General features: G+C 53.9%; 10 protein-coding genes. 1 reads left to right on the top strand and 9 read right to left on the bottom strand.

Annotated elements, in window-relative coordinates; translation table 11 throughout:
• Positions 1-50: 50 nt before the first annotated feature.
• A complete protein-coding gene (gene pmbA, locus SPK40_RS18030; RefSeq protein WP_330961435.1) occupies positions 51-1,394 on the bottom strand; it encodes a metalloprotease PmbA in 1,344 nt (447 codons plus the stop codon).
• 117 nt (positions 1,395-1,511) lie between these two features.
• Between pmbA and yjgA the strand changes: the two genes are divergently transcribed.
• Positions 1,512-2,036, top strand: coding sequence for a ribosome biogenesis factor YjgA (yjgA, locus tag SPK40_RS18025; RefSeq protein ID WP_248143879.1), 525 nt, complete (start codon positions 1,512-1,514; stop codon positions 2,034-2,036).
• An 87-nt stretch (positions 2,037-2,123) separates the two neighbouring features.
• Here yjgA and tldD read toward each other — a convergent pair whose 3' ends face one another.
• From tldD to mreB, 8 genes are all read right to left on the bottom strand, one after another.
• The gene (tldD, locus tag SPK40_RS18020) at positions 2,124-3,569 is read right to left on the bottom strand and encodes a metalloprotease TldD (RefSeq protein ID WP_330961484.1); all 1,446 of its coding nucleotides are present in this window, start codon (positions 3,567-3,569) and stop codon (positions 2,124-2,126) included.
• A 5-nt stretch (positions 3,570-3,574) separates the two neighbouring features.
• Positions 3,575-4,405: a carbon-nitrogen hydrolase family protein gene (locus tag SPK40_RS18015; protein ID WP_330961434.1), complete on the bottom strand. Its 831-nt coding sequence runs from the start codon at positions 4,403-4,405 to the stop codon at positions 3,575-3,577.
• Between the two features lie 88 nt (positions 4,406-4,493).
• Positions 4,494-8,399, bottom strand: a complete 3,906-nt coding sequence (locus tag SPK40_RS18010) for a YhdP family protein (protein WP_330961433.1) — start codon at positions 8,397-8,399, stop codon at positions 4,494-4,496.
• A gap of 25 nt (positions 8,400-8,424) precedes the next feature.
• On the bottom strand, positions 8,425-9,894 hold the full coding sequence (gene rng, locus SPK40_RS18005) for a ribonuclease G (protein ID WP_248143876.1): 1,470 nt from the start codon (positions 9,892-9,894) through the stop codon (positions 8,425-8,427).
• A gap of 19 nt (positions 9,895-9,913) precedes the next feature.
• Positions 9,914-10,480 (bottom strand): Maf family protein, encoded by a 567-nt coding sequence (locus tag SPK40_RS18000; RefSeq protein WP_330961432.1) that lies wholly within the window; start codon positions 10,478-10,480, stop codon positions 9,914-9,916.
• Between the two features lie 88 nt (positions 10,481-10,568).
• Positions 10,569-11,057 carry a rod shape-determining protein MreD gene (gene mreD, locus SPK40_RS17995; protein ID WP_248143874.1) on the bottom strand — a complete coding sequence of 163 codons (489 nt, stop codon included), beginning with the start codon at positions 11,055-11,057 and terminating at the stop codon, positions 10,569-10,571.
• Complete coding sequence (gene mreC / locus SPK40_RS17990) at positions 11,050-11,913, bottom strand: rod shape-determining protein MreC (RefSeq protein WP_248143873.1); 864 nt, start codon at positions 11,911-11,913, stop codon at positions 11,050-11,052. The genes mreD and mreC overlap by 8 nt, the downstream gene beginning before the upstream one ends.
• 40 nt (positions 11,914-11,953) lie before the next feature.
• The gene (gene mreB / locus SPK40_RS17985) at positions 11,954-12,997 is read right to left on the bottom strand and encodes a rod shape-determining protein MreB (RefSeq protein WP_036749742.1); all 1,044 of its coding nucleotides are present in this window, start codon (positions 12,995-12,997) and stop codon (positions 11,954-11,956) included.
• Between the last annotated feature and the right edge of the window lie 101 nt (positions 12,998-13,098).

Below are 13,098 nucleotides of genomic sequence, written 5' to 3'. Positions count from 1 at the left end.
CTGGCACTGCCAGACCTTTTTTATACGACAATTTTATACGCTAAACGCTGTTATTCGCCCGCGATCTTCATTGATTCGAGCAAGACCGATCCAGTCTGGATCTGGCTGCGTGTTTCCGTATCTGTGCCGATCGCCACAATGTTGGTCATCATGTCTTTCAGATTGCCAGCGATCGTGACTTCACTGACCGGGAACTGGATTTCGCCCCGCTCGACCCAGAAACCGGCTGCACCACGGGAATAATCACCGGTCACAATGTTCACGCCCTGCCCCATCAGCTCGGTCACCAGGAAGCCTGTATCCAGCTTGCGCAGCATCGCCTGAAAATCTTCACCGGTACTGGACACCAACCAGTTGTGAATACCACCGGCATGTCCCGTTGGCTGACGCCCCAGTTTCCGGGCTGCATAGCTGGTCATCAGGTAGGTTTTCAAAACCCCATCCTGAATAATTTCCCGGTCATGAGTTGCCAGACCTTCACTATCGAAAGGCGTACTGGCCAATCCGCGCAGCAGGTGCGGCCGCTCACTGATATTGAGCCAGGACGGAAAAATCTGCTCATCCAGCATATCCAGCAAAAAGGTCGATTTCCGGTACAGGTTTGCACCGCTGATCCCCATCACCAGATGACCAAACAGCCCGGTCGCAATATCCGATGCAAACATCACAGGCGCCTGACGGGTGGTCAGTTTCTGTGGATCAATACGGCTGACGGTACGCTCGGCAGCATGGCGCCCGACCTGCTCCGGCGACCACAAATCAGAAGTACGTCGCGCCAGCGTGTAGCTGTAATCTCGCTCCATATCCCCGTTTTTGCCTTCCGCAATTACGCTGCAACTGATGCTGTGGCGACTGCTCGCATAACTGGCCAGCATGCCATGGCTATTACCGTAAACCCGAACGCCGTAGTGGCTGTCATAACTGGCACCGTCACTTTGTTTGATCCGGCTGTCAGCATCCAGCGCAGCCTGTTCGGCAGCAATTGCGATAGAAGCGGCATGATCCGGCTCGGGTTCATCCGGATGGAAAAGATCCAGATCCGGAATATTCCGGGCCATCAGTTCCGCAGGGCCGGGACCAGCATAAGGATCTTCCGAGGTATGGCGGGCAATTTCCAGCGCCGCAGCCACAGTCTGAGCTATCGCGGCTTCGCTGAGATCAGAAGTCGAGGCGCTGCCTTTTTTCTGGCCGCGGTACACGGTAATCCCCATGGCACCATCACTGTTGAACTCAACGTTTTCAACCTCACACAGGTGCGTCGAGACACTGATCCCTGTTGACTTGTTAATCGCCACTTCGGCAGCATCTGCCTGCTGACCAGCCAGTTCCAGAGCTCGGGCGACTGCCTGTTCCAGCTCGCGGCGTTGCTGAGCGACTTGTTGTTTCACATCCATAGCCATCATTTAATCTGTACTGTTTTCCTAAGGATAACACTCAAGGGAATTAAAATGCGCCCAAATTCAACCTGAAACTGATAAAATAGAGACATTGAAGTCAGTCATGAGCCTGTTATGAGTCGTAAAAACAAGAGAGCCCCCTGGGAAGAGGAAGAGGAAATCATCTGGGTCAGTAAATCCGAGATGAAACGTGACATGGAAGCCCTGCAGAAAATGGGCGAAGAGCTGGTCAAGCTCAAGCCAAATGCCCTGGCAAAAGTACCGGTCAGCGAAGACCTGCTGCGTGCCATTAAAGATGCGCACCGGTTCAAGCAGGAAGCTTATCGTCGCCAGTTACAGTTGATTGGCAAACTCATGCGAAATGAAGACATTGAGCCGATTCAGACTGCACTGGATAAACTGAACAACAAACATGCTCAGGTCACTGCACAACTGCACAAGCTGGAAACCCTGCGGGATCGCATGATTGACGACGGCGACAGCGTCATCAATGAAGTGATGGATGCTCACCCGGAAGCTGATCGTCAGCAACTGCGTCAGCTTGTTCGCATGGCTAACAAAGAAAAAGCACAGAACAAACCCGCCAAAGCCTATCGCGAGATCTTCCAGATCCTGAAAGGTCTGTACATCACTGACTGATGTATCCGATACGCTTTGCTGCGAATAAAAATGCCAGCATTTCGCTGGCATTTTTTTATGCTTGTTTCGGTCGCAATACTACAGAATTTACTGTGTACCACCCACAGTCATCGATTCCAGTTTCAGCGTCGGCTGACCGACGCCAACCGGAACACTCTGACCCGCTTTGCCGCAGACGCCAACCCCGCGGTCAATCTCCAGATCATTACCGACCATCGACACTTTCTGCATGGCTTCGATACCGCTGCCGATAAGCGTCGCACCTTTAATCGGACGCGTAATTTTACCGTTTTCAATCAAATACGCTTCAGACGCGGAGAACACAAACTTGCCTGAAGTAATATCGACCTGACCACCGCCAAAATTCGGCGCGTAAATACCTTTCGAGACACTGGCAATAATTTCTTCCGGGGTATGCTCGCCCGGCAGCATATAAGTATTGGTCATGCGTGGCATCGGCAGATGCGCATAGGATTCACGGCGACCGTTCCCCGTCGGGTTTACCCCCATCAGGCGCGCATTCAGTTTATCCTGCATATAACCTTTCAGCTTGCCGCCTTCCACCAGCACATTGTACTGACCCGGTGTGCCCTCATCATCGATATTCAGAGAGCCACGACGATCTGCCAGGGTGCCGTCATCCACAATGGTACACAGGCTGGAGGTCACCTGCTGTCCCATCTGACCGGAGAACATGGAAGAGCCTTTTCGGTTAAAGTCGCCTTCCAGGCCATGGCCCACAGCTTCATGCAGCAATACACCAGGCCATCCGGCCCCAAGGACCACCGGCATGGTTCCGGCAGGTGCCGGATCCGCATCTACATTAATCAATGCCTGACGCAAGGCTTCATCGGCATACTGAAGGGCAACAGATTTACCATCCGTTTCCGTCTTAAAGTACTGGTAGCCGAACCGGCCGCCACCACCCGCACTGCCGCTTTCCCGCTTGCCATTTTTTTCGATCAGCACGCTGACCGAAAAACGGACCAGCGGACGGATGTCTGTGGCGTAAGTACCGTCAATGGCAGCCACCAGCACCTGTTCATAGACACCGTTGATGCTGACGGAAACTTCTTTCACCAGTGGTTCTTTGGCACGAATATAAGCATCTACTTCCTTCAGGAGGGCGATTTTATCCTGCCGTTCCATACTTTCCAGCGGATTGACCGGAGCGTAGACCGCAGGCACCGGAGAAGCTGCCAGTGTTTTGACTTTCCCTTCTCCGCCGCTGCGCGCAATCCCGCGCGCTGCTTTCGCACTTTGCGTCAGAGCCAGCTTGCTAATTTGATCCGAATAGGCAAATCCGGTTTTTTCACCGGAGACCGCACGAACCCCGACACCCCGGTCAATATTGAATGAACCATCCTTGATAATGCTGTCTTCCAGGACCAGTGACTCATGCCAGCTGGACTGAAAATAGATGTCGCCATAATCCACATTACGGGCGGTCATCAGGGCCAGAATCTGGCTGAGATCTTTACGCTCAAGTCCGGACTGGGCCAGCATGGTCTGTTCTACGGTTTCCAGCATCATTGCCTTTACTCTTCTGTGTTGCACTGCTGCACCTGAAATCGGGTATGTTGCAGCAATGGCATATTGGTTCGAATCTGCTCACTCAGGCCCAGATCGATCTCCGCGGCGACAACGCCCGTTCCCTGCTCCTGGCAGGCAACCACCTGTCCCCAGGGATCCACAATCATGGAGTGCCCCCAGGTTTCCCGGCCCTGGTTATGCTCGCCCCACTGCGCGGCTGCCACAATCCAGCACTGCGTTTCGATCGCTCTGGCGCGCAGCAGGATATCCCAGTGCGCCTTACCAGTGACTTTCGTGAAGGCTGCGGGGACAACGATAATGTCTGCGCCCTGAGCCCGCAGCACACTGTAGAGCTGCGGAAAACGCACATCATAACAGATTGACAGCCCGATGTTGCCGAAAGGTGTTTCCACAACCCGGACCGCACCACCCGGCCGGAAGGTATCCGACTCCCGATAGCTGTGGTGACGATCGGCCACCTCCACATCAAACATATGCAGTTTGTCGTAATGCGCCTCCAGCTCTCCCTGATCATTGAACAGCAGCGCTGTGGTCGTCATAGCACCATCATCGCGACGAACCGGCATCGAGCCAATGAGCAGCCAGATCCCCAGCTGCTTCGAGATTGCCGCCAGTTCAGATTGTAAAGGTCCGTTGCCCAGAGGCTCCGCATGACGTTCATAATCCTGACGCGTCCCAAAGACCAGGCAGTTTTCCGGGGTCACAACGAGCTTGGCGCCCTGGAGCTGTAACCCTTTCAGCTTCTTCTTCAACTGCGCCAGATTCACCTCAGGATCCGGCCCGGAATTCATCTGTACAACACCCACTTTGGCCATCACATACTCCATTATGAATTGATTTTCTTATCATTATGACCTCAACTTTCCTTTCAGGTAAAGCCGGGCATGTCCTTTCGCAGTCGGTTTAAGGGGTCGCCTGTTGTTTCAGCGATTCCGGAACCTTGAATTCCCCGGTAAAACGGGACTGCTCGGTCACGGTCGGTGACTCAATCGGTCCGCTCACCACATAGTTAATCTGGGTAAAGACGTCCACAACCGGCGACAGTGCCGTCGAAATCGCAAACACGACAATCGCCGTCTGAGGTGCCACGGCAAATGCCGTCAGCACCGGAATCCCTGAAGTCAGATCCGGAATAAATTTCACCCGCGCATTCACCGTTTCATCTACCAGATTAGCACTTCCCTGAATATACATATCCCCGGCCAGTGCCTTCATTTCAACATCATCGGTGCGGAAAAGGCCATTTTCAATTCGCCCGGAGCCTTTGATGTAGTCAAAAGCCATGCCATCATCAAACACGCCGGTGAAATCGAGCTGCATCTTGCGGATAATCGAGTCCAGACTGAACAGCCCCAGAATCCGCCCGGCACCACCCACATCCCGGATCACCCCTTTCCCGGTTTCTGTTTTGAGTTCACCGGTCAGGGTTTCACGGTGCATGGACCAGGGCGCACCCTGCCACTGAATAGAGGCATAACTCTTAAAGCTGGCATCCTGAATACCGCCGGAAACGCCTAAACGTCCCATCAGTTCAGAACTGTCTTCACCGGAAATATCAAAAGCAATCTGGGTTTCATTCTGATACTGACTCATGGTCCAGTGGCCATCCAGACTCAGCGATGTGGTCCCCGAATCCAGCTGCAGCTCCTCCAGAATCAGCGTCTGATCCTCGCGGCGCAGACGCCCACTCAGCGCCCCCAGGCGATAGCCCTGCAACCACAGATCTTTCACCTTCACATCCATTTCCGGCAGATAAGTCATCATACTGCGGTCAAAGTCAGTGACCGGCGGGATACTGACTTGCGGCACATACTTGCGTTTGGAAGCAATTGGCTCCAACGGTTTTTTTCCTTCCGGCAGATTCAGATGGAACTGCTCAAGGTTAATCTTCAGCGGCTGTGTATCCGGCCAGAACAGTTCACCACTCACTTCCCGGCTGCCTAACACCGCATGCCACTGGGACGGCTGTTTACGCACCGCCAGTTCCAGATCGTGCCAGTTCAGCCCCGCCAGTTTCAGTTGCTGAATACGGGCATTCACCCGGGTCGGTAAAGGCAGTTCGATCAGCGCAGGTCCGGACTGATGTTGCTTTTTGGCCATGATAGCCTGAACCAGAGCTTCCCATGCATCCGCATCCACACGGTTAGCCTGAATCCGGATGTCATGGCCTTTCTTCGGCAAGCTGCGACGTTCAGACAATCCAATACTCAGTCCGCTGCGCACGATTTTCGGCGTCGGTGACAGAAGGATCTCGGCTTTATATTGTGCATCCGGGACCGTCAGGCTGGCTTCCAGTCGTGAGGTATTGCCCGCAGCGGTCAGCAAAGCTTTGCCCGAATTACCGGGCACCAGTGTGAGCGGATACGGCAGCTGACTGCGGATCCCTTTCAGAGGCGCCTGTATCGAAACCTGATAATCCAGCCCGGTATCGTGCAGCACCACACCCACGTTGCCGTGCCACCGGCTGTTGCCCGTCATTTGGGCGAGCAAAGGATCCTGTAACCGTTGTTGCAGAGACGGGATCTGCCACACGCCATCCAGGTCGACACTGACCTGATACCCCGATGCCGCGCTGGCACCATCAAAACTCACCGTCAGCGGCTGACCCAGCCAGTAAGCCGTCATGTTCTGAGCTGTGATCTGATCGTCGCTGAACTCAATTTTTCCTTTGACCTGCGACAGCGGTAACGCCAGACTCTCAATCGTCACGTCGTTATTATCCAGTATCGCTTCCCCTTTCGCGTGCACCAGCTCACCGCTGAACGGAATATCCAGCAACAACCGGGCATTGACCGGGCCTTCGACCTGCACAGCTGTCAATGCAGCGCCGACGGAGTCAACCAGCGGGGTCGCCATCATATAGTCGCGCACCAGCTCTCCCTGTGCGCCCACTTCCATATCCAGCTTGAGATGACCATCGGGGTGAAGCCAGGCATCCCCGGTCACCCGCTGTGCAATTGCGCCTTTGGTTTTGGCATGACGCGCATCGATCAGCATCCGATCATTGCGAAACACCAGATCCAGATCCAAATCCGTCAGTTCCGGCCAGGCCGTGTCAAAACTGAACCGCCCCGCCTGAAGCGGTACATGAACCTCAAAATTACCGTCATGATGTGCGTAAGGAAAAGCCGACAGATCGCCGTACCACAATAACTGAGCATGCTCAGACTGACCGCCGCGGATCGCCGCAGACAGATAATCCGTCAGTTGCTGACCCAGAGCTGGTCTGGGCAGATAACGCCAGGCAGCCCCGGCATCTTTCAGTTCTGTTTCCCCGTAAAATGACAGCCAGGAAGGAGCATTGGCCGGAAAATCCAGTCTGAACTGCCCGCTGGCCTTCAGGTGCGGGGTACTGACCGAGAGTGCGTCGCTCCAGATCCGCCAGCCCTGTTCATCCTGCTGCCAGAAAGCCCGCACATCCGCCTGATCGATCTTCATCGGCGCCTGGAATACTTTATCGTAATCCAGCGTTTGCTGAGCGACATCCAGCATGATTTGTCCCTGATACGCATCACCCGCCACAGTCGCATTCAGGTTTTGAAAAGCCGGCAGGTACATCCATTGCTTGTTGGAGACACTGTCCAGCGTCAGGGAAAAACGCGGGACAGCCAGTCCCTGTCCGGCAAAGCGCAGATCTTTCAACAAACCTGCAGGCTGAAGTGTCTGAATAGCCTGACGGGCCGCATTTTCATCGGGTAATAAAGTACTCAGCGGGTGCAGCCGCGCCAGCTCAATGTTGCTGACCGCCAGTTGCCAGCTTCCCTGACGAATGGTGTCCGTCAACGGCAAGTCCGCAGCCAATGCCTGCCCATGCCCGTTCGCAGCCAGCCATTGGGCAGCAAAATCCAGACGCGGCCAGGCCTTCTCATCCGTTGCCAGCACCAGCTTATGGCTGTCCAGCCGCCATCCCGGCGCACCATTTTGTGTGACCGGTGAAAGGGACAGCATGCCGCGCAGCAGAGCCAGTTCGTGCTTCACGCCTTTTTCCTGCCAGCGGACAAAAGAGTCCTGGAAGCGAACCTTACTGTGACTCAGCCGGCCATTCTCCAGCGTCAGCCAGACTTCAGTATTGATCTGGCTGTCCGTGATCTTCTCCCCCCCCAGAATGGCCTGATTGAGCCAGGGGGTGAAAGAAAGGTTTCGGGTCCGGATATAAACGGTACCGGACAAACTGGGCAGGCCATTTTTTGCAGACAGGTTTGCAACGACATTCAGCTGATTCAGGTCCGTCCCCGGAATACTGACGACACCTTCAGCCAGATGCATCCCGCCCCGCCGGTCCCACTTTAGCTCTTTCAGCGTCACGGGTTGACGATGGCCTGCCGGGGAGGTCACCACCAGCGTTGCATCACGGAGTGAAAATGTCCCCAGCTGTACGAACAGCACCTGTTCAATCCGGGCCAGATCCAGTTGTCTGGCACTGTCCGTGGCGTCGTTACTGGCAGGTAATTGTGTGAAATCCAGAGACAGGCCGTAGATTTGCACGTCCCGGAACACAGGTTTCAGATTGAGGAGGGATTGCCACAGGTCGAGTTCCAGATCGATTTCCCGGGCCTGGATCATGTCGTGGCTGTTCTGGCCCAGACGAACACCATGCAATGCCATGACCGGACCGAGGTTATGCCAGCGCCCTTCCACCTGTGCGACCCCGATCTGCAGGCTGGTTTCCTCAGAAAGCCAGGCAGTGATCGGCGCACGGTAATTGTTCAGCTGAGGCAGCAGCAGACGCAGAGATGTAATCAGCACCGCGCCGATGACCAGCAGTGTCAGCAACGTCCACTTCAGGACGCGGGTCAATTTTATCAGCACAGCATTTCCACTCTCGAATCAGGGGTTACATCATGACAACATCAAATTGTTCTTGGTTATACAAAGGCTCAATTTTCACTTCGACCTGTTTGCCGATAAAGACTTCCAGTTCGGCCAGCGCATGGTATTCCTCTCCGGCCAGGGTTTCGGCCACAGCAGGCGAGACATAAACCACAAAACGGTCGGCATCATACGCCCGGTTTACCCGGGTAATTTCACGCAGGATCTCATAGCAGACACTGTCGACCGTTTTCACCGTGCCGCGACCTTCACAAGTTGGACAAGTCCCGCACAGTACATGTTCAATACTTTCCCGGGTACGCTTCCGGGTCATTTCAACCAGCCCCAATTGCGTGAAGCCGTTGATATTGGTTTTCACTCTGTCGTAAGACAGGGCGTGCTCCAGCGCAGTCAGTACCCGGCGGCGATGTTCTTCCGAGGCCATATCGATGAAATCGATAATGATAATGCCCCCTAAATTTCGCAAACGCAGCTGACGGGCAATGGCTTTGGTCGCCTCGATGTTGGTGTTGAAGATCGTTTCTTCCAGATTACGGCGACCAACAAATGCACCGGTATTAATATCGATCGTGGTCATGGCTTCCGTCTGATCAATGATCAGATATCCGCCTGATTTCAGCTCAACCTTACGATCCAGTGCGCGCTGAATTTCATTCTCGGTATCGTACAAATCAAAAATGGGCTGCTCGCCAGTGTAATGCACCAGCTTACTGCTGATTTCTGGCACGAACTCGTCGGTAAATTCCATCAAATTTTCAAAAGCGAGGCGGGAATCGACATAAATGGAGTCCAGCTCCGTCCCGACAAAATCCCGCAATATACGCTGGGCTAATCCCAGTTCGCCGTACAGCATGGACTTACTTTTATACTTTCTGCGACGTTCCAGTACTTTTCGCCACAAATGTTTCAGGAATGCCGCATCCTGAGCCATTTCTTCAGTCGTCGCACCCTCTGCCGCAGTCCGGATGATAAATCCGCCCAACTCGTCACAATGCGGCATGACCAGCGCTTTGAGCCGCTCACGTTCAGTTTCACTTTCAATTCGCTGTGAGACACCGACATGGCTGGCTCCCGGCATAAACACCAGATAGCGTGACGGCAGAGTGACATCTGTGGTCAGCCGGGCACCTTTAGTCCCCAGCGGATCTTTCACTACCTGCACCACCAGATCCTGCCCCTGACGGACCAGCTCTGAAATATCCCGCACCTGAAACTGCTGTTTTTCATTTTCCGCGACACACTCAGTATGCGGCACAATATCAGATGCATGTAAAAACGCGGCTTTATCCAGACCGATATCCACAAAAGCGGCCTGCATGCCCGGCAGAACCCGACTGACCTTGCCTTTGTAAATATTACCGACAATGCCACGCTTCGATTCACGCTCAATATGGATTTCCTGGAGGTTTCCCCCCTCGATCATGGCCACACGGGTTTCACTGGGTGTCACATTGATCAGCAGCTCGGTACTCATGGATGCCTCTGTCTTTATTTTAGTGGGCTATAAAATCATGGATCAGCGCATCAGTTTCCACCAACGGCAGGCCAACTACAGCATGGTAGCTTCCTTCGATACGGGGAATAAATTTCCCGCCAATCCCCTGAATGGCATAACTGCCGGCTTTATCCCGGGGTTCACCGCTTTGCCAGTAATCCCGGATATCCTGCTCGGTCAGTGGCCGGAACCAGACCTCAGTCACCACAAGCCTGGTGACCTGGCGTGTCTGCGTCGCGACAGACACCGCTGTCATGACCTGATGACTTCGTCCGGATAATAACATGAGCATCTCGTAGCTGTGCGCAAAATCCCTCGGTTTTTCAAGAATCTGCTCATCAACAACCACGATCGTGTCTGAGCCGACGACCGGGATATTTCCATCGGTAGCACGGACACCGGCCATCGCTTTATCCAGTGACAGGCGCTGCACATATTCTGCCGGTGTTTCCCCGGCCTGATGGCACTCTTCCACATCCAGGGAAAGAATCTCGAAAGGATATCCGAGTTGGGACAGTAATTCTTTACGACGTGGTGAGCCGGATGCCAGATACAGTTGTGTCATCTTGATTCTACCTTGAAATACGACAGAACCCTGAGGGCACTTTCAGGTCAGCCTCAAACGGCACTGTCAAAAAAGGGGCGAAAGCCCCTTAACGAATTGAAAACTTACGGCGAATACGGCGCAAAAACAGGAACAGCCACGGCCAGAGCAGGAAATTAAGTAACACAGCCCACAGCCGGTTTGGATCGAATTCGATTTCGACGATCAGATATTCCGCCCAGAATTCGACCAGTTTGCCCGCCAGTGATAACAAAGCCACGATCATCGCCTGTTGCCACAATGACAGGTTACGCATCACCTGAAAATTCAGCGCGACAATATAGCACACCACGGACATCATCATGCCGCGGATTCCCAGGGTTGAGCCGAGCAGCAAATCCCAGATCAGCCCCAGCACCAGCGCGGTCCCCACATTGACCCGATGCGGCAGGGCCAGCACCCAGTAAAATGCCACCAGCATCACCCAGGAAGGCCGGAAGGCCTCAAACTGTCCCGGCCACGGGGCTGCCTGTAAAATCAGCGCAACCACAAACGACAGCCAAATCAGCAGAATGCCATTGGCTCGAGTATTAGCCATCGACCGATTCTCCTTTGGTTATGACTTGTCTTTCTCTGTCGGTCGGCCAGACCAGCAGCAGATAGCGCAATCGGTCGAACTGCACGGTCGGCATCGCTTTAATTTGTGCAAAAGGCCGTTTATTGTCGAACGAGAACTCAGTGACCCGTGCAACCGGATAACCTTCAGGATAACGACCGCCCAGACCAGAAGTCACCAACAAATCGCCGACCTTAATATCGGTGCTGCTTGGCACATGTTCCAGCTGAATCTGGTCCTGTTCACCGCTGCCGGAAGCAATCACACGAATGTCGTTCCGCACCACCTGCACCGGGATCGCGTGCGTCGGGTCAATCAACAACAGTACCCGGCTGTTATGAGCACCGACATAAGACACCTGACCCACAATCCCTTTGTCGTTAATCACAGGCTGACCTTCATAAACACCATCGACATGGCCTTTATCGATCATCACCTGATGACTGTACGGATCGGAGTCGACGGCCATGACTTCGGCCACCATCTTGCGTTCATCACGCACGAAAGGCGAACCCAGCAGTTCACGGAGTCGCTGGTTTTCCTGTTGCAGCTGGTCCAGCAAAAGCACATCGCTCTGCAGCACCAGTAAATCACGCTTAAGCGCTTTGTTTTCTGCCAGTAACCGCTGATGAGAGCTCAGCTGACTGGAAAGTCCGTCCAGAATTTCGCGAGGAAGATTTGCAGCGTATTGCAGTGGCGCAACCGCCGAGTTCAGGACATAACGAACCTGAGCGAAAGCATCAAGACGACGGTCGGCAAACATCAGGCCGACCGACAGTAACAAGGCAAGAAACAGGCGCCATTGCAGAGAAGGACCTCTGCCAAAGATAGGTTTCATGTAACACTATGACCTGTCTGGATATTTGCCGGGGTAGACATTAGTCTTCGCTGAATAGATCGCCACCATGCATATCGATCATTTCCAGCGCTTTACCGCCCCCACGAGCAACACAGGTCAGCGGGTCTTCAGCAACAACAACAGGAATACCGGTTTCTTCCGTCAGCAGACGGTCCAGATCACGCAGCAGTGCACCACCGCCGGTCAGAACCATACCGCGCTCAGAGATGTCAGAAGCCAGCTCTGGCGGACACTGCTCCAGGGCCACCATGACTGCAGATACGATACCGGTCAGCGGCTCTTGCAATGCTTCCAGAATTTCATTCGAGTTTAGGGTGAAGCTGCGTGGCACACCTTCAGCCAGATTACGACCGCGAACTTCGATTTCACGAACTTCATCACCCGGGTATGCAGAACCGATTTCGTGCTTAATACGTTCAGCGGTTGCTTCACCGATCAGGCTGCCGTAGTTACGGCGAACATAGTTGATAATCGCTTCGTCGAAACGGTCACCACCGATACGCACAGAAGACGAATAAACCACACCGTTCAAGGAGATCACGGCAACTTCAGTCGTACCACCACCGATATCGATCACCATCGAACCTGTCGCTTCAGAAACAGGCAGGCCCGCACCGATCGCTGCCGCCATCGGCTCGTCGATCAGGTAAACTTCACGGGCACCCGCACCCTGTGCAGATTCACGGATAGCACGACGTTCAACCTGCGTTGAACCGCAAGGAACGGCGACCAGTACACGCGGACTCGGACGCAAAACACTATTGTCGTGAACTTGCTTGATAAAGTGCTGAAGCATCTTCTCTGTGACGTAAAAGTCGGCGATCACTCCGTCTTTCATCGGACGAATTGCCGCGATATTGCCCGGCGTACGACCAAGCATCTGTTTGGCTTCGTGGCCAACGGCCGCGACACTCTTGGTTGCTCCGGCGCGATCCTGGCGAATGGCGACCACTGATGGTTCATCGAGAACGATCCCCTGTCCTTTGACATAAATCAGGGTATTGGCAGTACCCAGGTCAATAGACAGGTCATTAGAAAACATGCCACGAAGTTTTTTAAACATAGTTTTCGGCTAATCCTGCAAGCTCAAAATTCGTAAAAATTGCGCCTAAATGTATCAAGGGGTCGGTAGCGAGACAAGATAAGCTTTGTCAAACCTGCCAC

Source organism: Photobacterium sp. 53610 (genome assembly GCF_036409375.1).
GTDB lineage: Bacteria > Pseudomonadota > Gammaproteobacteria > Enterobacterales > Vibrionaceae > Photobacterium.
Note: the sequence above shows the minus strand (reverse complement) of the source record. Positions and strands in the feature narration are given on the sequence as shown.

What these genes read in the sequence shown, in the direction of transcription:
- yjgA (WP_248143879.1), top strand. Translation starts at nt 1,512, where the DNA reads ATGAGTCGTAAAAACAAGAGAGCCCCCTGGGAAGAGGAAGAGGAAATC.
- tldD (WP_330961484.1), bottom strand. Translation starts at nt 3,569, where the DNA reads ATGATGCTGGAAACCGTAGAACAGACCATGCTGGCCCAGTCCGGACTT.
- SPK40_RS18000 (WP_330961432.1), bottom strand. Translation starts at nt 10,480, where the DNA reads ATGACACAACTGTATCTGGCATCCGGCTCACCACGTCGTAAAGAATTA.
- SPK40_RS18015 (WP_330961434.1), bottom strand. Translation starts at nt 4,405, where the DNA reads ATGGCCAAAGTGGGTGTTGTACAGATGAATTCCGGGCCGGATCCTGAG.
- rng (WP_248143876.1), bottom strand. Translation starts at nt 9,894, where the DNA reads ATGAGTACCGAGCTGCTGATCAATGTGACACCCAGTGAAACCCGTGTG.
- mreC (WP_248143873.1), bottom strand. Translation starts at nt 11,913, where the DNA reads ATGAAACCTATCTTTGGCAGAGGTCCTTCTCTGCAATGGCGCCTGTTT.
- pmbA (WP_330961435.1), bottom strand. Translation starts at nt 1,394, where the DNA reads ATGGATGTGAAACAACAAGTCGCTCAGCAACGCCGCGAGCTGGAACAG.
- mreD (WP_248143874.1), bottom strand. Translation starts at nt 11,057, where the DNA reads ATGGCTAATACTCGAGCCAATGGCATTCTGCTGATTTGGCTGTCGTTT.
- mreB (WP_036749742.1), bottom strand. Translation starts at nt 12,997, where the DNA reads ATGTTTAAAAAACTTCGTGGCATGTTTTCTAATGACCTGTCTATTGAC.